Genomic DNA, 21,006 nt, shown 5'->3' with positions numbered 1-21,006 from the left:
TTTTTTCAGTTTTCCCATTACCCTCCATCTGTGCTATTACAATCTGAACATCCCTTTACTCACTGGTGACTATGATGATTCAGTTTCATAACGTTTTTCTGGCCTACCAAAAGGACGCCACAGCGCTGCAAAACGTCAGCTTCAGTGTTGCAAAAGGTGAATTTGTCTTCCTAACCGGCCCATCGGGTGCTGGCAAAACCTCCCTTTTAAGACTGATTTATGGGGCTCTGACACCATCCCGTGGTCAAGTATTGATTGATGGTCAGAATGTTAGCCGATTAACACCATCACAACTACCTTTCTTGCGACGTAGTATCGGCGTTGTTTTCCAGGATTTTAAACTACTTCAAAACAGGACTGTCTTTGAAAATGTTGCGATTACCCTTGAAGTACAGGGAGGAGGCAGCCCGGCTGACATCGGTAAGCGGGTTATGCATATCCTTCGTCAGATGGGGATGGAGAGCAAGATCCATCTCACGCCTCAGCGTCTTTCAGGTGGTGAGCAACAGCGGGTTGCGCTGGCCAGGGCACTTGTAAATGCCCCTAAAATTTTATTGGCTGATGAGCCAACCGGCAATCTTGACGATGCCAATAAGATGCAGATTATGAATATCTTTAAAGAGGCCAATGTTCGAGGCACCACCGTGGTTGTTGCAACCCACGACCGCCGCCTGATTGAACATGCCCATTACCGGACCATTTGTTTGAAGCACGGTGAACTTGCAGATAGCGGGGAGGTACGCAGTGAAGAAATTCAATAACAAGCGTCCCACTATGACTGCCCCCGGTGCCCAGGGACGTCTGCGGTATTTTGTAGGGCGGGCCTTAACCAATATACGTCAGAACGTATTTGTAAACGTCGTAACGGTCGGCACCATTACCCTTGCACTGCTGATTGTCGCACTGTTTTTACTGCTTTTTGTAAATCTTGAAAATGCCGCTGATACCTGGAGCGAGAAGGTACAGATTACGGTCTATTTTGATAAAGAACTCACCCCGCAGGAACAAAGTGATCTCAAGAACAAGATTCAGGCTCTGCCTGCCACCTCCAGAGTCAGCTGGATCAGTCGTGATGAGGCATTCAAACGCTTTAAGACCCGTTTAAAAGGCCAGGAGACCCTCCTTGAGGGGATCAGGCCGGAAGTATTGCCAGCCTCTTTTGAAATCAGCCTAAAGAAGAGCAGCCGGGGCTCTGAGGCAGTAGATGCATATGTCGCAAAACTGAAGGGCATTTCAGGAATTGGTGAAATACAGTATGGTGAAGAGTGGGTCAGACGCTTCAACACCTTCCTGACCTTTATGCGGATTGTTGGGGGATTGGTGGGAGGTTTTCTGGTTTTGGCAGTAGTCTTTATTGTCTCCAATACCATTCAGCTTACCATTTATGCCCGTCGTGACGAACTTGAGGTAATGTCGCTGGTAGGTGCCACCCGGCTGTTCATCAAGATGCCTTTTCTGTTGGAGGGACTGCTGCAGGGAATGGCTGGCGGTATACTAGCCCTGCTGTTGCTGTTGTCCGTGCACCTGTTGTTTCTGCATAATGCCGGAAATTTTCTGACCTTTAATCCGGCCACTGCCGGTCTCGCTTTTTTACCGCCTGAGTACATAGCCGGACTGTTCGGGGCCGGAGCCGGACTTGGCTTTCTCGGCAGCCTGGCTGCACTGAGACGCTTCATCAATGAGATCACAGGCTAGCCGGAGTGAAAACATTTACTATCATCATAGCTGTTGTTATTCAGGTGTGCCTGCTTGTTTGCTCGACATCGCCAGTAACGGCCAGCCCTCAGGATGAACTGCGCGGCGTCAAGAAGGAGATTCGCGAAAAACAACACCTGATTAAAAAAACCCGCAAGGTTGAGCAGGCCGTTTCAAGTGAGTTGCAGGAAATCATGCAGTCATTAAACCGTAAAGAATCTGAGCTGAAACAGCTCGACCGTGACCTGCAGACGGTGGAAGGCAGCATTGATAAGACAGGTAAAGAAATTGAACGGACCACAGTGGAAGCTCAACAAAGGCGGGTGCAGATTGAACGACGTCTGACCTCGCTCTACAAAGCAGGAGAACTGGGAGCGGTACGAATGTTTTTCTCTGCGGAGAGTTTTCCCCAGATGGCCGAAAATATTCGCTATATGCGCTCAGTGCTGGAACAGGACAAACGGATCTTTGCTGAGTATAACCAGAAAATTGAAGAACTGCGTCAGCTGAAAGTGCGCCTGGAACAGGATGCAACCCGTAAGGAGCGGTTAAAAGGGAATATCGCCTCCAAAAAGAAAGAGATTGAGCAGGACAAACAGAAAAAATCAAGTTATTTAAGTAAAGTCAGGCAGGACCGGCAAGGATACGAAACCTCGCTGAAAGAGCTGCAGGCCAATGCCTCACGGCTTCAGAGCATGCTTAACAGACTTGAAGCCCAAAGCCGCAGGAAAGCGGCTGAAAAACATGATCCATCGGCAAAGCGTAAGCAGCTGCCCGAGCTGCCTCCTGTGCCTGATCGTGGTTTTGCCTCTCAAAAAGGCCGGATGAGGATGCCGGTCAAAGGTGAGGTGATTGAAACCTTTGGCAAACACAAGCATCCTGAATTCAACTCGTACACCTTCAGCAAGGGGATTGTCATTTCTGCTGCAGCCGGGTCAGATATCCGCACTATCTATGAAGGCACCGTTATCTTTGCAGACTACTTCAAGGGCTATGGCAACATGATCATCATTGACCATGGTGGCGGCTATTTCAGCCTCTACGCCTATGCATCGCGACTCAACCGCAAGGTTGGCAGCGATGTGGCCAAGGGGGATGTGGTGGCCGCGGTTGGTGATGTGGACTCATCCAAGGGGCCAGCCCTTTATTTTGAGATCAGGCACCAGGGTAAGCCGGTTGATCCGGCCGGGTGGGTCCGCTGACACTGAAATTATTGTAAAAAACGCTCGTTTTCCTTATCGGTTCGATGTATAAAAGAACGTTAACTAGCTTAATCCCATCTGGAGGATGAATCACCATGCTGAAGTCCGGCAGAACAAAGAAAATTGCCTTTGGTTTTGTGATTATTGTTATTGCCCTGGTTGCCTTTATCGGCATCAGCACCCAGCGCCGGTGTGATGCCCAGGGTGGCAAGGACTACGAATATATTGGTCTGTTTACGGATGTCATGTCCATTGTCAAGAAGAGCTACGTTGAAGAGGTTGACTCCAAGAAGCTTATCTATGGAGCAATCAACGGCATGCTTGCTGCTCTTGATCCCCACAGTTCATTCATGTCACCTGATACCTTCAAGGAGATGAAGGTTGAAACCAAGGGGGCTTTTGGTGGGCTGGGGATAGAGATCAGCATGAAAGAGGGAATCCTGACGGTTATTTCTCCCATTGAAGATACCCCGGCCCAGCGGGCAGGCATCAAGGCTGGTGACCAGATTTTAAGGATTGATGAACGTTTTACCAAGGACATGTCCATCACTGATTCAGTCAAACGGATGCGTGGACCCAAAGGCTCGAAGGTCATTTTGACCATTATGCGCGATGGTTTTGAACGCCCGAAAGAGTTTACCCTGATTCGTGACATAATCCAGGTCAAAAGCGTCAAGTCCCGTATGCTGGATAATGGTTATGGCTATATCAGGGTCGCACAATTCCAGGAACGTTCTGACGAGGATGTTGCCAAGGCGCTTAAAGCACTGGTTGAAGAAAACAAGGGTAAACAGCTTTCAGGCTTGGTGCTTGACTTGCGTAATGATCCGGGTGGATTGCTGGATCAGGCAGTCCGCATCTCGGATCATTTTATTGAAAGTGGCAAGCTGATTGTCTACACCGAAGGCCGGGATAAAGAATCCCGCATGCAGTTTACCGCAAGTTCACGTGCTAAAGAGCCTGGTTACCCGATCGTGGTCTTGATCAACGGCGGTAGCGCCAGCGCCTCGGAAATTGTGGCCGGTGCTTTACAGGACCATCAAAGGGCAATTGTGATGGGCACTCAGAGCTTTGGCAAGGGTTCTGTTCAAACCATCATTCCTCTGGCTGATGAATCCGGTCTGCGCTTGACCACAGCCCGTTATTATACCCCCAAAGGGCGCTCTATTCAGGCGAAAGGAATCACTCCGGACATAGTGGTAGAACAGATGGAAATGCCTAAAGAAACGACCCGTCGTGAGTCTCTTTTCATACGGGAAAAGGATCTGGAAAACCACTTTGAAAACACCGATGCAGAGAAAAAGGCCGACGATAAAAAAGAGACCTCCAAAGAGACGGTAAAGGAAACTGCTGATGCTAAGAAGGCAGTGGACCCACTCAAGGTGGACTATCAGCTGGTACGTGCCCTTGACCTGTTGAAAGGCTGGGAAATCCTGAAGAAAATAGGTCCGGAGAAACGTTAGGTGGCACCAAAGCAGCCTTCACCACGTTCAAACAGGTATAAGAAGAACGGCAAGGGCGGTTTCGCCTTTGCCGTTTTTTTGATTGCTGTCTGTATTCTGATGATTGGTGGCTACCTGTTGCAACACTATCTCCAGAAATCTTCCCAACAGAATAAAACAACCGTACAACAGCTACCAGTTCCCCAGAGCCCTCGGTCATCCTCAACGCTGTCACCGTCAACTCAAAAACCTGCAGAAGTTGCGACAAGCCAGACGCAACCCGGAACTGACTATTATTCCGGTGATATCCATCCCGCCCAATTGCCGCCGCAAACAGTTCAAAGGCCAACGGCAGGCAGAGCTGAGCTTGCCATCATTATTGATGACATGGGGAGTTCGCTGCAGGAGGCCCGCTCACTGGCAGCTATCGGGGTACCTATCAATTTTGCCATCATTCCAGGCCTGCGACATGACCGTGAGGTAGCACTATTTGCGACAGGGCAGGGAATTGAGGTCTTACTACATATGCCAATGCAGCCCAAGGAATACCCCCAGCGGCGCCTGGAATCCAATGGACTGTTGCTTGAACAGTCAGATGATGAGCTGCGCAGCAGAATGCGCGGTTATCTGGAGCTTCTGCCCCAGGCAGTGGGTGCCAATAACCATATGGGATCAGGTTTCACAGAAAATGCAGATAAGATGCGTGTTGTTTTAAATGTTCTGAAGGAACATGGCCTTTTTTTTGTTGATAGTATCACAACACCAAAAACAACAGGTCTCAAGGTGGCTGCAGAGATTAAGCTGGCTTCTGCCCGTCGGGATGTGTTTTTGGATAATGAACAGAATGAAGAGTATATCAGAGGGCAATTGAACCAGGCAGTAGCCCGTGCCCGGAAAAACAGTCGTGCCATAGCTATTTGCCATCCCCACCCTGTAACTGTTGCCACTTTGACCAAGGCATTGCCTGAATTGCAGTCAAAAGGTATTACACTGGTAAAGATAACCAGACTGATTACTGCCCAATAATCCAGAATCAAAACACACTCGGACTGCTGATAGCAGACCTGAATCAGGGAGGGTATCCATATGACCAAGATTGAGCTGGCCAAACAACTGCACCAAGAACTTGGTATACGGCAAAAAGAGGCTGCAGACTATGTTGAGGCGCTCCTGGATCTGATCAAGGAGACTTTGGAAAAAGGAGAAAATGTCAAGATTTCAGGTTTTGGCATCTTCGAGGTCAGGGAGAAAAATGCGCGCCGGGGCCGTAATCCTCAGACCGGCGAAGCGATTACCATTGCCCCCCGTCGAGTATTGACTTTCAAGCCAAGTGCGATCCTCAAAGAAAGCATCAACCACGAATAGTGTTTATCTCGGTGATATAGACCACGAGGTCACCACCTGGACGGCGGATGGTGACCTCATCATCTACCTGTCTATGCAGCAGGGCTTGGCCAACCGGTGAGTCGATACTGATGACTCCCTGTTTCACATCAAACTCGTCCGGACCTCCCAGCTGATAGCAGTAGGAGTTGCCTTCCAGATCCTCATAGGAAACCCAACAGCCGAAGCTTACCCTGACCGGGTTTTGTGGCGGCGCTGGTGCTATTTCAAGCACCTTCAGACGCCCCCCCAGCTGCTTGAGCTTACGGTCGATCTCCCGCAGACGTTTTTTCCCGTAAATATATTCGGCATTTTCAGAACGATCACCTTCGGCTGCAGCATCAGAGACCCCCTGTACAACTTTGGGCCGTTCTACCCGCCAAAGATATTCAAACTCGTCCTGAAGTCGCTTTAACCCCTGTGAAGTAATCAGGTTTGTCATGAATTCAGTTCCTGTCAGTCGCCTGTCTTCAGTTAGTGGCCATCTCAGTAACACGCCGATGCAAATCCTGAATTCTGCGATAGGAGGTTTCCTGCAATACCTGTTCAGGTCTTGACTCATCCACCGGATGGACTGCAAGCCAGCTAGCACGCAACCCGCCATCATAGCCGGTCATTGACTCGTTCAGGAGTAAAAACAACTGGTCGCGTATGCCGTCAAAGACACCTTCCAGAAACCCTTCAAGAGACAGTTCTCGCTCAAGCAGAGGGCTTCCATCAGGATCAACCTGCTGGAAAAGCAAGCGAGGCTGACCGGACTGATCCAACAGGGGACGGAAGATGGCAACGGATGCCCCTGCACTTTCGCGGACAACCTGCAGTGAAAGCTGGTACAGGTCAGAGCGGGGATGCAGATCATAGAGGATTGAGCAAAGCATCCCTACGAAGCAGTCACTGTGCAAAAAGCCCCTCGATGTACGATCTGCTGTCTCGAAATAGAAGCCTTTGGAACCTGCCTCCTCATGCAGCTTGCCACAGATAACACAATGGGGCAACACACCTTCCAGACGTGCAAGAAACGCCTCTTTCTTACGCCCTTCCTGCTCGGACAACCACTGATGATACAGGTAGGCGCGCGGCTCGGCGGTCTGCTGATAGCTGGAAAGGATATCCCGTGCCAGTTCAGTGAACTGATTGTGCACCTCGGTTTCACGGGCATGACTGAGTATTGGATAGATCTTGCCATCAGGATTTGTGTTAAGGCTTTCAACCTTGGGACTTTTAGAAATATAGGTATCCATGCAGCGATAGCCGCGATTGATGGCAAAGGCCCGCAAGAGGGTACGCTGGTCCTTGAACAGGCCATCATATTTGATCCGGTTATCTATCAGACAGGGAATAAGGGAGAGTGATTTCTTGTCAATACCGCGCTGATCAAACAACGCAAAGATATGCTTGCAGTTTTCGAGGCTGGGCATATCTTTTACCGGAATCAGGACCCGGTCTGCTGCGTAAAGGGCATTTTGGGTCAGGATATTCAGGTCTGGGCGGGTATCCAGCACAATAATGCCAGAAATGCCAGATTCCGCCACCATACGGCAGAGCGCCATCGGCCCTTTAAAACCTTGATACAGCTCAGTCAGGTTGTTGGAAGACGGGATGTAACTGACACCGTACTGTCCCTGGTGAAGCAGATCGGCTCCAGGGGTACCGGTCAACATATCTTCGACCGTACCACGCGGTTCTTGACCTTTTAACTCAAACATGCGGTCAACAGTAAAGTGATTGTCGAAGGATATGATGGTAACCGGCAGATCTTCTTGCATAGCCTTCAAGTAAATTGCCAGATTTGTTGCCAGCGTGGTCTTGCCGACACCACCCTTTTCAGATGAAATGGTCAGGATATAGGGAAAATTATTCATGGCGCGCATCATACGGAAAGTGAGCCCTGTGGTCAACCCTGGTTTGACCATCTGCAGCCACTGTGATACCTTTTCAGCCATGAATCTCTTTGCAGAACAGACCATATTGACTGTCTCACGACTAACCTCACTCCTGAAAGACCTGATTGAGGACAACTTTAGCCAGGTCTGGGTTGAAGGCGAGGTTTCAAACCTGACCTATGCTGCATCAGGCCACGTCTATTGCACCCTTAAAGACAGTGGAGCGATGCTGCGCTGTGTCATGTTTCGCAGCAGTGTCAAGGCACTTAAGTTCAAGCTTGAAGAGGGAATGGCCCTGGTTGTACGGGGCCGGCTTTCTGTCTACGACCAGCGCGGAGAATACCAGCTGATTGCAGAATATGTCGAACCCAAAGGCCTAGGTGCCCTGCAGGCTGCCTTTGTGCAGCTAAAGGAACGCCTGACAGGAGAGGGGCTGTTCAGTGAATCCCACAAACAGTCCTTGCCGTTCATGCCTCAGAAGGTCGGTATTGTCACTTCTGCAAGTGGCGCGGCAATCCATGACATACTGAATGTACTGGGGCGACGCAATGCAGGATTGCACCTGATTGTATACCCGGTACGGGTTCAGGGTGTTGGTTCAGCTGCTGAGATTGCTGCTGCCATTGACAATCTTAACCGACTGAATGCTGCTGATGTCCTGATTGTAGGTCGTGGCGGTGGTTCTCTGGAAGACCTCTGGGCCTTTAACGAAGAGCTGGTTGCCCGAGCGGTGTATCGCTCCAAAATTCCGGTTATCTCTGCAGTGGGCCACGAGACAGATTGGACTATCTGTGATTTTGTTGCTGATTTGCGAGCTCCAACGCCATCGGCGGCTGCAGAACTGGTCTGCACTGCTCGAGAAGAACTGCTCAATCAAATTCAGAATCTTGTCCTTCGACTGGATCAGGCTATCTCAAGCCAGCTGAAGCTGCGTATGCACAACCTTGCCGGGTTGCGCCGTGCCCTGCATGATCCCTCCCGAATGTTAGGGCATCAGCTACAGCGGGTGGATGACCTTTCTGAACGCCTGGACATGGCACTACGAAACCTGTTTGGACGACGCAGGGAACAACTTGCCCGCCATGAACAGCATCTGGCCGGTTTGCATCCTGCCATCCAGATCAGTAAACTGCGCCAGGAACTGCTGCTGTTGACAGAACATGCTGAGCGGCGGGTAACCAGCCAGCTTGAACAACTTAGCAGGGAACGGGGAGAGGCAACTGCGCGACTGGAGGCACTTTCTCCCCTGCACACGCTGGCGCGGGGGTTCTCTGTGATTGAACGACAGACCGACAAGCATATCATCAGAAATGCCGCTGAACTGGCGATTGGAGAAGAGGTCAGGCTGAGGCTGCACCAAGGGAGCGCCCTCTGTCGGGTTGAAGAGACTTACAGTGATTCCGGAGTAAAGGCCACAACCTGATCGATACAGTCTGCGCCAACCGTGAGCATCACCAGACGGTCCACCCCCAAGGCGATACCGGCTGCCGGCGGCATGGCAGAAAGTTCAGCCAGAAACGGTTCCGGTAGCGGCAGCTCAGACTTCCCCATCTGCTGCCTGATTCGATTGGCCTCCTCAAAACGTGCACGCTGTTCAAAGGGGTCTGTTAGTTCGCTGAAGCCGTTGGCCAACTCCAACCCGCCAACGTACAACTCAAACCGTTCTGCAAAATCAGGGGTCTCTGTTTTCAATCTGGCCAAGGCAGCCAGTTGAGCAGGGTAGTCCTGCAATATAACCGGCACCTCAAATTTCTCCAAAGCAGGTTCAATCAGGTCGGTCAGAAGCTCATCAAAGAGCCCGTTTTGAGCACTGACCAAGGCATCGGCCTTGGCAAAACGCAAAAACGCCTCCTGCAGGCTGAAATGCAGCCAGGTTTGATTTGGGTCTATTTTCAGGTTGTTTCGTTTAAAACAAGCGCCTACACTACAGGTATCTGCTACCTGTTGGAGCAAGCCAAGACAATCCTGCATCAAATCATGGTAATCGGCATTGCTGCGGTACCATTCCAACATGGTAAACTCTGTCAGGTGCCTGGTACCACGCTCATCAGCACGCCAGCAGCGACAGATCTGAAAGATTTTGTCATAGCCTCGGCACAACAGCCGCTTCATACAGATTTCGGGAGAAGTTTGAAGTTGCCAGGAGGCGAGGGTAGGGACCGGATCTATAAACTCTTCAGGTGCGTTGGCAGGAATACGAAAGGGGGTTTCTACTTCTAGAAACCCCCGCTCCGTAAAAAAACGTCGAATCGTCTGCAGCACCTGCGCCCGGATGTAAAGAGCGCCTGGGTTCTGCATGAGATTATCCTTTAACCCGGGTAGAATATTCGCCGGTACGCGTGTCGATCACGATCAGCTCACCTTCTTCAATAAATGGCGGCACACGCAATACATAGCCTGTCTCAACCGTGGCAGGCTTGGAATCGCTACCTGAGGTATCACCCTTTAACCAGGGGTCTGTCTGAGTAACCCGCAGATTTATGAAGTTGGGCAGGGTCACCCCAATCGGCTTGTCCCCAAACAAAAGTACTGCCACCTTGGTGTTCTCCAGCAGGAAGTTCTTTGCGTCACCCACAGCATCCTCTTCCATAACTACCTGTTCATAGCTCTGCTGATCCATGAACGTGTAGTGGGTGCCTTCCTTATACAGATATTCCATATCCCGTTCATCCATACCGGCAGGCTCAAAGCTTTCACCGGAACGGTAGGTACGATCAAGTGTCGATCCACTGATCATGTTCTTCATTTTACATTTATACAGTGCTTGTCCTTTACCTGGTTTGACAAAGTCAAAGGCCGTCACCACATAGGGATCACCATCAAGAATAAGCTTGGTTCCTTTTTTTAAATCTGCAACAGACAGCATAGCGGCTCCTTGTTATGTACTAGATAGATAAACAACATAAAACTCATGCACTGCACCGGCAGTATACATGAGTCATGTTGTTGTGTTTGGTGTGAAAAGGGTTCTATTTTGCTCGGTAGGTAATCCGTCCACGAGTAAGATCGTAGGGGGAAAGCTCAACCGTCACCTTATCGCCAGGCAGAATCTTGATGAAATATTTACGCATCTTGCCGGAAATATGAGCCAGTACAATATGATCGTTTTCAAGCTTGACCCGGAACATCGCATTTGGCAACGGCTCAATAACCGTACCTTCAACCTCAATCGCTTCTTCTTTGCTCATGCAGCTGGTTGCTCCTTTGTGTGCTCTTCTTAAGTGCGGCGTTACACTACCGGTATTCTGTGTGATTTGCAAGTCTTATATAAAACCAGCCTTGACTCATGCCACAAGCAAAACACCCATAAGCTATATTATGTAAAGTATGCGCAATATCTCCGTATGCAGATATCTACCTGATATTACTGATACTGAATATACATCGGCTTGGGGTTCAGCTTCAACACTTCCTGGGGGGTCATCAGCGGATCCCCTTTCTTGGTGTCATTGTGGTAGAACAGTTTGAAGCCTGTAAACTGTACCGGCTCCGCCACAATATAATCTTTGTAGGAGTCGCGCTTTAACCAGGGAGCACCCCAACCATCCATATGCATGATAATCTGCACTTCGCGACGAAGTATGATCTTATCAGCATTGGTTACCCCGTTGCGGGTAAAACGATGCACCGTAAACACCTTGGGAGGCAGTTTGTATTTCTGCACCAGCTCCTTCAGATAGTTACTGGCATAGTTGATATCAGCAGCATCATAGGTTCCAATCTTCTTACCGGGCTTTACTTTGCTTGAGATCAGATTGAATTCCGGGTCTATGCCCAAATGGACATCCGGATATTTCAGGATCCATTCAAATTGTGGCAGAATTGCACGAATATCATCATGACCGGTCTGAATGTCAATGAACAGGAGCGCACCGGCCTCTTTGGCCCAACCATAGACCTGATTGATCAGATCATTGGTCATGACAAGCCGGTATTTGCCGGCCTTGCCTGGAGCGCCTTGAGCAACCACAGCGATCAGGTGCAGTGCAGGCTGGACCGGAACTCCCGGATCAGCCTTTTCCCACTTGGCAACCTCAAGCTTTAATCGCTTGATCATCTCGTCCTTGGGGAATTCACCTAGGGCACCCATTCGCTTTGAAAGCGGATTACCGTAATAGGCCACAATCCGTTTTTGCGGTACAATCGCCCCCTGTAGCGGCGTTGGATACTTTTTGGGCCAACCTTTGCGACGTGCAAATTCAGGATCTTCACCGGCATTGTATTTAAGTTTGGCAGCCCGGGCGGAGCTGATCTGGCTCTGGGTAGGAAGCTCAGAACCAATCGTACTGCTATGCTGCGCAAACCCTTTGGGTTGTAGCTGACTGGTACCGGCACTGCTACTGGACGCAGTCTGCACATTTTTTGCTGCAGGTGCAGCAACAACGGCGGGTTTGCGGTTGTCCTGACAGGCAGTGAATGAAATTGGGATCAATAACAACAGGAACAATAACGAATGCTTCAGCTTCATGGGCGCTAGAAAATGGATATACGGCACAGCAAATAACTCCAACACGTTAAATTTACATAGAAAAGCCGCAGTACCGGAAGCACTGCGGCTGACCTGATATAGTGTGCATTGTAATAGCACAAACCATTTAAAAAAGGCAATACCTCTGAACGTCTACAAACTCCGCTTATCAATAACCCGCTGAGCCTTACCCTCATGGCGCGGAATACTATTCGGCTCAACCAGTTTAACAGTAGCACCGACACCCAGAACGGAGTGAATCCTGCGTTCCACAGACTCTAAAAAGGCCCGCTGCTTCTTCATTTCATCAAAAAAGATATGCTCGGTGACCTCGATATTTATTTCAAGGGTATCAGTGGTACCGGTACGCTGCACAATCAATTGATAATGGGGTTCGCACCCTTCAATGGCAAACAGCACCTCTTCGATCTGCGACGGGAAAACATTAACCCCCTTGATGATCAACATATCATCACTGCGTCCCATGGTTTTCTTCATCCGTGCCAGGGTCCTGCCACAGGCACAAGGTTCATAGACCAGGCTGGTGATATCACGGGTACGGTAGCGAATCATCGGGAAGGCCTCTTTGGTCAGACTGGTCAGCACCAGTTCCCCCACGCTTCCGGGCGGCAATACTGCGCCAGTTTCAGGATCAATGATTTCAGCAATAAAGGCATCTTCAGCAATGTGCATGCCGCACTTGTGTTGACATTCGCCGGCCACTCCAGGCCCGATTACCTCAGACAGACCATAGTTATCAGTGGCACTGATCTGCAGGCGTTGCTCGATCTCAGTCCGCATCGCCTCAGACCAGGGTTCACCACCAAACAGACCAACCTTTAGTGAAAGTGACTTGGGGTCAAGCCCCATTTTCTCCAGTCGATCTGCAATGGTCAAGGCATAGCTGGGCGTCCCCACCAGGGCGGTCGTCCGGTAGTCCTGCATGATCATGATCTGCTTTTCAGTGTTGCCCCCACCCATCGGTATTACCGCGGCACCAATGGCTTCAGTACCATAGTGCAGACCAAAGGCACCGGTGAACAGGCCGTACCCAAAGGCAATCTGGACCACATCATCGGGGGTTACACCGGCAGCAGTCATAAAACGGGCCACCAGGTTTGACCAGGTTTTCAGGTCATGCTTGGTATAGCCAACCACTGTTGGTTTGCCGGTGGTACCAGATGACGAATGAATCCTTACCACTTCTCGCAACGGCACTGCGAACATACCGTAGGGATAGTTCAGACGCAGATCTTCCTTGGTGGTAAATGGCAGGCGGGAAAGGTCAGCCAGCGAGGTGATATCTTCCGGTACGATCCCCAACTGATTAAACTTATTCTGGTAACAACGGACGTTTTTGTACACCCGGTTAAGGGTGGCCTGCAGGCGCTCAAGCTGGAGCTGCTCCAACTCCTCACGTGGCATGCATTCATGCTGGGTATCCCAGATAGCAGCACTGCTCATCGGCCACCTCCGCAGGACTCCCTGACCTTGGCAATCACCGCTTCAATTGCCTGCTCTGGTGCCAGAAGCTGCATCTCACCACCTGCACGCTGTTTGAACTCCACGTTGCCTTCAGCCAGGTTTTTCCCACCCACCACAATCCTGAGCGGAATGCCGATCAGATCATGATCCTTAAACTTGACACCGGGCCGCTCGTCACGGTCATCCAGCAGCACCTCAACACCGGCAGCCTCCAGGCGATCATGGATATCCTGAGCTGCAGCCATAACGGCCTCATCCTTCTGAGCATTGATCGCCACCACCGAGCAGTGAAACGGAGCCAATGGTAACGGCCAGATCACACCGTTGTCATCGTGGTTTTGTTCAATGGATGCTGCCACCGTACGTCCGATACCGATGCCGTAGCAGCCCATAAAGATGATCTGCTCCTTGCCGTCTTTATCAAGGTAGGTCGCATTCATACTGCTTGAATACTTGGTACCCAGCTTGAAGACGTGACCGACTTCAATCCCGCGCCAGACCTCCAGGGTGCCACCCGAACAACGTGGGCAGGGATCACCGGCACCGATCAGGCGGATATCGGCAATCTGGCTGACCTGAAAATCACGGCCGGTGTTGGCACCGGTGTAATGTTGATCGGTTTCATTGGCACCGATCACAAAATCTGCCATGGCTGCTATGGCGTAATCTGCCACCACCTGCAGCCCTTCTTTTAATCCCAGAGGTCCCAGGAAGCCGGGAGGTGAGCCGGTGAAACGCAGAATTTCATCGTCAGTGGCCATCTGGATCTCGTCCCAGCCCAGGCAGTTCTTCAGCTTTAGCTCATTCAGCTCATGGTCACCCCGTACCAGAGCCATCACAAACTGTCCTTCACCGTTGGACAGCACCAGCGCCTTGACAGTACCTGACTGGGGAAGCCCCAAAAATTCGGCCACTTCAGCAATAGTCTTTTTGTCAGGGGTATGGACCTTAGTCAGCGCCTGCTGCCCTGCCCCACCCTGTTGCTGCTTGATCCCTTCAGCCTTTTCCACATTGGCAGCATAGCGGCAGGCATTGCAGGACACTATGGCATCTTCGCCTGAAGAGGCCAGCACCATGAACTCATGGGATGCCGAGCCGCCAATCGAGCCGGTATCAGCCTCCACAGCCCTGAAGTTGAGACCGCAGCGTTCAAAGATGCGATTATAGGCCTGATACATCTTGTCATAGGAGAGATCTGCTGCAGAGGAGTCAACATCAAAGGAATAGGCATCCTTCATGATAAACTCCCGCCCACGCATCAGGCCGAAGCGCGGACGGATCTCGTCACGGAATTTGGTCTGAATCTGGTAGAAATTGACCGGCATCTGGCGGTAACTCTTGACTTCACGCCGGGCAATATCTGTGATTACCTCTTCATGGGTCGGCCCCATGCAGAACTCGTTATCCTTGCGGTCCTTGAAACGCAGCAACTCCTTGCCATACTGAGCCCAACGCTTTGACTCGATCCAGAGCTCGGCAGGTTGTACACCGGGCATCAGCAACTCTATGGCACCGGCGCGGTTCATCTCTTCACGTACAATCTGTTCGAATTTGCGGATCGAACGCAGCCCCAGCGGCATATAAGTATAGATACCGGCGGCAATCTTACGGATCATGCCGGAACGCATCATCAACTGGTGTGAGATTACCTCGGCATCGGACGGAGTTTCTTTAAGTGTTGGGATAAAAAATTGTGTATAACGCATTACAATTAAACCACCTTAGATCAATTTATGACGCTGCAGCATCTGGGTGACTGCTTCGCGTTGAAACGGCTTTACCACATAGTCATCGCAATCGCCTTCAAAAAAAGCATCCTGGATATCCTCGGGAGAACTGCAGGCAGAGATCATGAACACCTTGGTACGGCCACCCTGCTTCTGATCGCGTTCCCGAATACCACGCAAGGCCGTGGTACCATCCATAACCGGCATGACAATATCAAGGCAGATCAGGTTATAGGGGCTGCCTTCTGCAGTGGCACCATCAATCAGATCAAGGGCCTGCTGGCCGTTTTCCGCCTGATCGCAGGGGCCGAAATCCTCCAGAAAGGTCGCCAGCATCAGGCGGCCAATATCATCATCATCAACGATCAAGCTTCGCATAGTCGCCTCCCTGCCTGCTTACAGGTTATTGATCTCTTCCAGCAAGGCATCAGCCAGTTCCGCCTCACTGACCTTACGGACCACCTCTCCCTTGCGGAAGATCAGCCCCTCCCCTTTGCCACCAGCCACACCCACATCAGCCTCGCGGGCTTCACCCGGTCCATTAACGGCACATCCCATCACTGCCACAGTGATCTGCTTGTCAACAGATTGCAGACGTTTTTCCACCTCTTCTGCAACGCGGATCAGGTTGATTTGGCAGCGGCCACAGGTGGGGCAGGAAACAAAATTGACCCCCCGCTGACGTAACCCCAGTGATTTAAGTATCTCATACCCTACCCGTACTTCATCCACCGGATCACCAGTCAAGGAAACCCGCAAGGTATCACCGATTCCAGCATGTAGCAGAATGCCAAGTCCGACAGAAGATTTAATGGTCCCTGAGAAGATAGTACCTGCCTCGGTAATGCCGATATGGAGCGGATAGTTGACCTGACTTGACAGCAGACGATATGCCTCGACAGTCTTGGGTACATCAGAGGCCTTGAGGGAAACTTTGATCTCCTGATAGTTCAGTTCCTCAAGAATACGGATGTGCCCCATGGCGGATTCAACCATTGCCTCAGCGGTCGGATGGCCGTATTTTTCGAGCAGATGCTTTTCAAGTGAGCCGGCATTGACACCGATCCTGATTGGCACCTTGCGCTCTGCCGCAGATTTCACCACCTCGGCAACCTTCCAATGCTCACCGATGTTACCCGGGTTGAGGCGCAGGCCATCGATGCCCCCCTCCAGCACCCGCAGGGCCAGCTTGTAATCGAAGTGAATATCGGCAATCACCGGGATCGGGCTTTGGGCCTTGATGGCAGCCAGGGCATCCGCAGCATCGGCGTCAGGCACGGCACAACGGACAATTTCGCAGCCCACTGTGTTCAAAGCCTGAATCTGCGCCAGGGTTGCCTTGATATCACGGGTGTCGGTGGAACACATGGACTGGACAGCGCAGGGAGCGCCTCCACCAACTGCCACCGGGCCTACATGCAGTTGTCTGGTAAGTGTTTTCATAGTCGTGGAATACTAGCGGAACAACCGGGGAATTGCAAGGAGTGCCTAGTGGCGGTTCAGGGGCAAATGTACATACGAGTAGGCACAGGCAACAAACAGGACACCACCCACCAAATTACCCAGGGTTACCGGCAGGATATTACCAAACAGGAATGCCCCCCAGGTCAGCCCGGGTTCCGGGATCCCCAAACCGGACTTAAGCAGTAAACCTGCAGGGATAAAGTACATATTGGCAACCGAGTGTTCAAAGCCGCTGGCAACAAAGGCGGTGATCGGCACCAGACAGGACAAGAGCTTACCGGAGATATCCCGTGCTGCGGTTGCCATAAAAACAGCCAGACAGACCAACCAGTTACAGAGGATACCCCGTACAAACGCAACCCAGAACGAAAGCTGGCTTTTGGCAACCGCTGTAGCAACAACCTGTTGTGCAACGGTGCCGCTCTGCCAGAGCCGTGATTCATACAGCAACCAGGCCATAAACAGGGCTCCCAGGAGATTGCCGAACAGGACAATTGACCAGTTTTCGATCAGCTTGATCCAGGAAATCTCACCATCCAGGGCCGAAGAAACCAGCAGGCTGTTGCCGGTAAACAACTCAGCTCCGCAGACTACCACCAGCATCAGACCAAAAGAGAAGACAATACCGGTTGCGAGCCGGGCTAAACCAAGACCTACAAATGCGGCAGCATCATGCATAACCACGGTGGAAAGCTGTGCCCCAAAGGCGATATAGAAACCTGCCAGCAACGACAACAAAAACGTGCGGCGCCGACACTGGGTCATGACCCGCTTACCACTCAGTACAATGGCACTGATGGTCTCAGTAGGTGTCAGGTAGTTCTTTGTTTCCATACCTGCTCCGGTAGGCGTACGTCAGCAAAATCGATCAACACTGCAGCAGGGATAACGGTATCCAGCTCATTCAACGCCGTACCAAACAAACGCCTGGTAAACTCCCTGAACAACAGCTGTTCCTGGGTAAAAATATCATTAAAGTGAAAACGCAGTTCCTGCATCTGGAGAGGATCTACAGCTGCGAAATTGAGGCTGCACCATTCGTCAAACAACACCTCGCCACTGCTATCCACCATCGGTATACCGTTTAACCTGCAGGTCATGGGACGGTATTCATAGACCAGACAGAGTCCGTCCTGTCCCAACAGAGGACACGGCGTCTCATCCTCTTCAGGCATGACCAGATCCCACTCTTCTTCCGGGTAGTCATTAAACAGGTACGGCTGATCAAAATCAGGCCAGAATGTACGGATACCGGCAATACTCTGCTGTGCACGCAGTAGCACCTGTTGTTTCACTTCTGCGGGGAGACCGTCAAACCCCTGCCGTAACAGCCGTGCATCTAGCAGCGTAATATCAAACAGGCCACGGCAACATGCAGAACAGCCCCGCTGACAGGATATCTGTGTACCTGCCGCGAGGCTGCAGTGCGAAAACCAGGCGTCCACTTCAGACAACAGCTCCTGGTAGCGGTTCAGAATCGAAACGGTTTCAACCATTACATGTAGATCATAACCTTCAGATTGGCACTGCCGTCCTTGTTGGTAAAGGGAATGGTAACCCCTTTGCACTGGACATTCATACTGGCACCCTCTTCAGGCGGTTCTGTGACCGTACGCAATTGCCCTGACACTACCAGCGGCAACCCCATGGCCACATTACCGTACTGGTCGTGGTACTTGGTCTTGAACGCACCAGCGATATTGTTGATCAGTTCGCCGATGGCATCACGGATTGAGTCTTCATCCGGCTCATCATCCATTAACATTTCACGTGCCACCAGCTGTGCTGTTGCCCGGTCCGCTGCGACAATGATATAACCGACCCGGTCACCGGCAACACCGATAATGCCGGTGACATCAGAATCAACAGGCGTAACTTTGCGTTCCACATGGCCTGCATACAGCTCAATATTCATGTAGCACTTGAAGGTATCCTGGGTGGCCGTCATGACCGTAAACATTACCTCTTCAAAGCTGATTCCTGCCACAATTAGTGCCTCCTCTGGAAAGTGTGTACTATAAGGAAAGCAGATAGTCTGCTAACGCTGCTGCGTCTTCCGGCTTTATGTAAGCGCTGAAGGCTGGCATCCCGCCCGGACGCCCCTCCAGAATGCTCTTTTCTAGTGAAGCTCTGTCTTTACCATATTTGAAACGGGACACCGTTAAATCAGGTCCGACCCCGCCCCTGGCACGGCTACCGTGGCAGGCAGCGCACAGTTCTTGAAACATTTGGCTGGACAGGGGTCTATCTGCTGGCCGCTGCGGCTTGCTCGTTTCCAACCTGCTGTCCTGTTGAGAACACCCTGCCATACCTAGCATGATTCCGGCAGCTAACAGGTGGACAACCCGCATCTCAGACCGCCCTGCCACTGACCTTAAAGACAAAGTCGTAGTTCAGGATATCTTCCCACTGGAACCCCTTTGCCGTTGAACGGGTATCATCCCCTTCGCTATACGGTTTACCCGGTGTAAAGAACCAGTTCATGATCGCCTCGCCTGAGGCGCGAAATACAATCCAGTACTTGCCCGGAGCAAGCTGTTGCGGTTTGTTTCCATCAGGCGGAAATGAAAAATCTACCCAGTAGTAACCCGGTCTTCTGGCTATCTTTTCCAGATCAAGCAGGTTGGAGCGGATACCCTGCATGATGTCGGGTTTGCCCCCCTTGTCCTTGACCAGATCAATGTATACCGATCCATCACCACCGAACTTACGCATGGCAAGTGAGATTTTCTCAAGGTTCATCCGGTCTTTGACCTGGATAGCCTGGGCAAAGATATATTTTGAGGTAACATACTCTGAGGTCTCACGCTCAAAGACACGGGTACCGGTATCACCTTTGACATTGTACAGATTGACCAGAGCCGGGAAATCCATGTTGCCAAAGGCCAACAGGGTGCCAGGACGTGGCTTTTTATGGCCAGGCTCAACAACAGCTACCGGTGGCTTGGTATGAACCTTGGGAGGTTTGGCTGTGACTGGCGGTTTGACCGGTTTTACCGGGGGCTTTGGCTTGACCGGCTTGGGCTGATCCTCATCAGATCCCTCGTCATCACTGACAAAACGGGTTTCAGCCGGCCCGGCACCTGATCCTTGCGGAGGAGGTGTCGGCTTGGCTGATGCAACATTCGTCCTCGGCTCCGGACGTGATGGTTTGGCAGCCGGAGGCATATCCCGACCGGAATCTGCTGTATCCACGACACCGGCTGAACCAGCCATCACGGCATTACTCAGGATATAGGGGCGGGGAGCACTAGCATAGCGCTTCATCTTCAGCTTGATATCGTCAGTAGTGTAACGCCCTTCTATCAGCTCATTGTAAGCCGGCAGATAGGGCCCTCCCTTCCAGGTGTCATTAATATCCCGGGAATCCAGGCCATGGGTCTGTTTGATATGGCGCGAAGAAGTAAACTGTCGTGATTGTTGCGGGTCATACGGTAACCAGCCCAGGTCGGGGAAATAGACCTCCAGCCAGGCATGCCCTCCCTGCCCCATACTCTGGACAATGGAGTTTTTTGCATCAATCGGCACCTTCCACCCCTCTTTCAGGGTTATGCCGCCGACAATACGGGCGGGGATTCCCACGCTACGCAACAGGGCAATGGAAAGGTGGGCAAAGTTTTGGCAGTTGCCGCTTCTGGTTGAAAGGGTATAGGAGGCGTCATACTGGGGCGGGTTAAAGGTGTATTTGATATTGTCAGTGACCCAGTTAATGATGGCAGATACGGCCTCATACTCGTTCTTGACACCACTGGTCAACTGACGGGCCAGGGACCTGATCTCTGAATCACCCTGCACCATCTCGGTGTGTTGCAGATAGAGAGACTCCCTTGAAGCAAGGCTCCCCAGCGGAAAAGGCGTCTTGCTTTCCAGCGAGGTCAGCTGCGTATGAACCTTGGCCGTATAGTTCAGGTTAACCCTGATGTCCTGGTTCACGTTGTTCCAGCTGACCCGTTGGAATTTATTGCCAAAACGGTCAGACTCAACAGTTGAGCTGGTTGGCTGGGGAGACAGACCAATATCAAGACCGTCAACCCCCTGGCTGACGGTCTTGCTCGTGAAAGAGGCCGGCAAGGCAAACTTGAATGAAAAACTGGAGACCGTGCCTTTGTTGACCGAAAACTCCATGGACTGGCGCATGTCAACGGCACCATCAAGGTTGCCTTCAAGCACCAGGGTCTTGGCAGAGGCAACCAGGGACATCATAACAACAGAACAGGCAACAACAGCACAGGTTGTCAGCAACGATCTACGCATGTC

The 21,006-nt window shown here is 51.3% G+C and carries 22 protein-coding genes; 7 read left to right on the top strand and 15 right to left on the bottom strand.

Features of this window, described 5'->3' with window-relative positions:
• Window positions 1-74 precede the first annotated feature (74 nt).
• From ftsE to FY034_RS08620, 6 genes are all read left to right on the top strand, one after another.
• Window positions 75-761, top strand: coding sequence for a cell division ATP-binding protein FtsE (gene ftsE, locus FY034_RS08645; protein WP_265549624.1), 687 nt, complete (start codon window positions 75-77; stop codon window positions 759-761).
• The gene (ftsX, locus tag FY034_RS08640) at window positions 745-1,695 is read left to right on the top strand and encodes a permease-like cell division protein FtsX (protein WP_265549621.1); all 951 of its coding nucleotides are present in this window, start codon (window positions 745-747) and stop codon (window positions 1,693-1,695) included. Before ftsE ends, ftsX begins: the two co-directional genes overlap by 17 nt.
• A 5-nt stretch (window positions 1,696-1,700) precedes the next feature.
• Complete coding sequence (locus FY034_RS08635; RefSeq protein ID WP_265549619.1) at window positions 1,701-2,897, top strand: murein hydrolase activator EnvC family protein; 1,197 nt, start codon at window positions 1,701-1,703, stop codon at window positions 2,895-2,897.
• Between the two features lie 95 nt (window positions 2,898-2,992).
• On the top strand, window positions 2,993-4,360 hold the full coding sequence (locus FY034_RS08630) for a S41 family peptidase (RefSeq protein ID WP_265549617.1): 1,368 nt from the start codon (window positions 2,993-2,995) through the stop codon (window positions 4,358-4,360).
• A gap of 117 nt (window positions 4,361-4,477) precedes the next feature.
• The gene (locus tag FY034_RS08625) at window positions 4,478-5,365 is read left to right on the top strand and encodes a divergent polysaccharide deacetylase family protein (RefSeq protein ID WP_265549615.1); all 888 of its coding nucleotides are present in this window, start codon (window positions 4,478-4,480) and stop codon (window positions 5,363-5,365) included.
• A 60-nt stretch (window positions 5,366-5,425) separates the two neighbouring features.
• The gene (locus tag FY034_RS08620) at window positions 5,426-5,704 is read left to right on the top strand and encodes an integration host factor subunit alpha (RefSeq protein WP_265549613.1); all 279 of its coding nucleotides are present in this window, start codon (window positions 5,426-5,428) and stop codon (window positions 5,702-5,704) included.
• Here FY034_RS08620 and FY034_RS08615 read toward each other — a convergent pair.
• A complete protein-coding gene (locus tag FY034_RS08615; protein WP_265549611.1) occupies window positions 5,691-6,164 on the bottom strand; it encodes a GreA/GreB family elongation factor in 474 nt (157 codons plus the stop codon). The two genes, FY034_RS08620 and FY034_RS08615, sit on opposite strands and share 14 nt — an antisense overlap.
• 28 nt (window positions 6,165-6,192) lie before the next feature.
• Window positions 6,193-7,584, bottom strand: a complete 1,392-nt coding sequence (locus FY034_RS08610) for a ParA family protein (protein ID WP_322573217.1) — start codon at window positions 7,582-7,584, stop codon at window positions 6,193-6,195.
• Window positions 7,585-7,663: 79 nt separating this feature from the next.
• On the opposite strand from FY034_RS08610, the gene xseA reads away from it, so the two are divergent.
• On the top strand, window positions 7,664-9,028 hold the full coding sequence (gene xseA, locus FY034_RS08605) for an exodeoxyribonuclease VII large subunit (protein ID WP_265549609.1): 1,365 nt from the start codon (window positions 7,664-7,666) through the stop codon (window positions 9,026-9,028).
• Here xseA and epmA read toward each other — a convergent pair.
• The 13 genes from epmA to FY034_RS08545 form a co-directional block, all read right to left on the bottom strand.
• Complete coding sequence (gene epmA, locus FY034_RS08600) at window positions 8,995-9,903, bottom strand: EF-P lysine aminoacylase EpmA (RefSeq protein ID WP_265549606.1); 909 nt, start codon at window positions 9,901-9,903, stop codon at window positions 8,995-8,997. The genes xseA and epmA overlap by 34 nt on opposite strands.
• A gap of 4 nt (window positions 9,904-9,907) precedes the next feature.
• Entirely contained in the window at window positions 9,908-10,471 is a 564-nt protein-coding gene (gene efp, locus FY034_RS08595) for an elongation factor P (protein WP_012469968.1), read from the bottom strand.
• Window positions 10,472-10,574: 103 nt separating this feature from the next.
• Window positions 10,575-10,793 carry a translation initiation factor IF-1 gene (gene infA / locus FY034_RS08590; protein ID WP_012469967.1) on the bottom strand — a complete coding sequence of 73 codons (219 nt, stop codon included), beginning with the start codon at window positions 10,791-10,793 and terminating at the stop codon, window positions 10,575-10,577.
• Between the two features lie 176 nt (window positions 10,794-10,969).
• The gene (locus tag FY034_RS08585; RefSeq protein ID WP_416222758.1) at window positions 10,970-11,962 is read right to left on the bottom strand and encodes a hypothetical protein; all 993 of its coding nucleotides are present in this window, start codon (window positions 11,960-11,962) and stop codon (window positions 10,970-10,972) included.
• A gap of 264 nt (window positions 11,963-12,226) precedes the next feature.
• Window positions 12,227-13,537 carry a phenylacetate--CoA ligase family protein gene (locus FY034_RS08580; RefSeq protein ID WP_265549601.1) on the bottom strand — a complete coding sequence of 437 codons (1,311 nt, stop codon included), beginning with the start codon at window positions 13,535-13,537 and terminating at the stop codon, window positions 12,227-12,229.
• Window positions 13,534-15,264 (bottom strand): proline--tRNA ligase, encoded by a 1,731-nt coding sequence (locus FY034_RS08575; protein ID WP_265549599.1) that lies wholly within the window; start codon window positions 15,262-15,264, stop codon window positions 13,534-13,536. The genes FY034_RS08580 and FY034_RS08575 overlap by 4 nt, the downstream gene beginning before the upstream one ends.
• A gap of 15 nt (window positions 15,265-15,279) precedes the next feature.
• Entirely contained in the window at window positions 15,280-15,663 is a 384-nt protein-coding gene (locus FY034_RS08570) for a response regulator (protein ID WP_265549597.1), read from the bottom strand.
• Between the two features lie 18 nt (window positions 15,664-15,681).
• The gene (gene ispG, locus FY034_RS08565) at window positions 15,682-16,728 is read right to left on the bottom strand and encodes a flavodoxin-dependent (E)-4-hydroxy-3-methylbut-2-enyl-diphosphate synthase (protein ID WP_265549595.1); all 1,047 of its coding nucleotides are present in this window, start codon (window positions 16,726-16,728) and stop codon (window positions 15,682-15,684) included.
• A gap of 45 nt (window positions 16,729-16,773) precedes the next feature.
• Window positions 16,774-17,583, bottom strand: coding sequence for a formate/nitrite transporter family protein (locus tag FY034_RS08560; protein ID WP_265549594.1), 810 nt, complete (start codon window positions 17,581-17,583; stop codon window positions 16,774-16,776).
• On the bottom strand, window positions 17,562-18,245 hold the full coding sequence (locus FY034_RS08555) for a YkgJ family cysteine cluster protein (RefSeq protein WP_265549592.1): 684 nt from the start codon (window positions 18,243-18,245) through the stop codon (window positions 17,562-17,564). Before FY034_RS08555 ends, FY034_RS08560 begins: the two co-directional genes overlap by 22 nt.
• Window positions 18,245-18,736, bottom strand: a complete 492-nt coding sequence (locus FY034_RS08550) for a chemotaxis protein CheX (protein WP_012469959.1) — start codon at window positions 18,734-18,736, stop codon at window positions 18,245-18,247. The genes FY034_RS08555 and FY034_RS08550 overlap by 1 nt, the downstream gene beginning before the upstream one ends.
• A gap of 28 nt (window positions 18,737-18,764) precedes the next feature.
• Window positions 18,765-18,977 carry a c-type cytochrome gene (locus FY034_RS19040; RefSeq protein WP_416222781.1) on the bottom strand — a complete coding sequence of 71 codons (213 nt, stop codon included), beginning with the start codon at window positions 18,975-18,977 and terminating at the stop codon, window positions 18,765-18,767.
• Between the two features lie 124 nt (window positions 18,978-19,101).
• Window positions 19,102-21,003 (bottom strand): transglutaminase-like domain-containing protein, encoded by a 1,902-nt coding sequence (locus FY034_RS08545; RefSeq protein WP_265549585.1) that lies wholly within the window; start codon window positions 21,001-21,003, stop codon window positions 19,102-19,104.
• Between the last annotated feature and the right edge of the window lie 3 nt (window positions 21,004-21,006).

It is taken from the genome of Trichlorobacter lovleyi, assembly GCF_015239775.1.
GTDB classification, from domain to species: Bacteria; Desulfobacterota; Desulfuromonadia; order Geobacterales; family Pseudopelobacteraceae; genus Trichlorobacter; species Trichlorobacter lovleyi_B.
This window is presented reverse-complemented; position numbering and strand designations above follow the sequence as displayed.

Bases quoted from the DNA above. Each gene is read 5' to 3' on its own strand.
- infA (WP_012469967.1), bottom strand. From the start codon at position 10,793: ATGAGCAAAGAAGAAGCGATTGAGGTTGAAGGTACGGTTATTGAGCCG.
- FY034_RS08620 (WP_265549613.1), top strand. From the start codon at position 5,426: ATGACCAAGATTGAGCTGGCCAAACAACTGCACCAAGAACTTGGTATA.
- FY034_RS08555 (WP_265549592.1), bottom strand. From the start codon at position 18,245: ATGGTTGAAACCGTTTCGATTCTGAACCGCTACCAGGAGCTGTTGTCT.
- xseA (WP_265549609.1), top strand. From the start codon at position 7,664: ATGAATCTCTTTGCAGAACAGACCATATTGACTGTCTCACGACTAACC.
- FY034_RS08575 (WP_265549599.1), bottom strand. From the start codon at position 15,264: ATGCGTTATACACAATTTTTTATCCCAACACTTAAAGAAACTCCGTCC.
- FY034_RS08560 (WP_265549594.1), bottom strand. From the start codon at position 17,583: ATGGAAACAAAGAACTACCTGACACCTACTGAGACCATCAGTGCCATT.
- FY034_RS08630 (WP_265549617.1), top strand. From the start codon at position 2,993: ATGCTGAAGTCCGGCAGAACAAAGAAAATTGCCTTTGGTTTTGTGATT.
- FY034_RS08570 (WP_265549597.1), bottom strand. From the start codon at position 15,663: ATGCGAAGCTTGATCGTTGATGATGATGATATTGGCCGCCTGATGCTG.
- efp (WP_012469968.1), bottom strand. From the start codon at position 10,471: ATGCTGTCTGTTGCAGATTTAAAAAAAGGAACCAAGCTTATTCTTGAT.
- FY034_RS08610 (WP_322573217.1), bottom strand. From the start codon at position 7,584: ATGAATAATTTTCCCTATATCCTGACCATTTCATCTGAAAAGGGTGGT.
- ispG (WP_265549595.1), bottom strand. From the start codon at position 16,728: ATGAAAACACTTACCAGACAACTGCATGTAGGCCCGGTGGCAGTTGGT.
- FY034_RS08615 (WP_265549611.1), bottom strand. From the start codon at position 6,164: ATGACAAACCTGATTACTTCACAGGGGTTAAAGCGACTTCAGGACGAG.
- FY034_RS08545 (WP_265549585.1), bottom strand. From the start codon at position 21,003: ATGCGTAGATCGTTGCTGACAACCTGTGCTGTTGTTGCCTGTTCTGTT.
- FY034_RS08580 (WP_265549601.1), bottom strand. From the start codon at position 13,537: ATGAGCAGTGCTGCTATCTGGGATACCCAGCATGAATGCATGCCACGT.
- FY034_RS19040 (WP_416222781.1), bottom strand. From the start codon at position 18,977: ATGTTTCAAGAACTGTGCGCTGCCTGCCACGGTAGCCGTGCCAGGGGC.
- ftsE (WP_265549624.1), top strand. From the start codon at position 75: ATGATTCAGTTTCATAACGTTTTTCTGGCCTACCAAAAGGACGCCACA.
- epmA (WP_265549606.1), bottom strand. From the start codon at position 9,903: ATGCAGAACCCAGGCGCTCTTTACATCCGGGCGCAGGTGCTGCAGACG.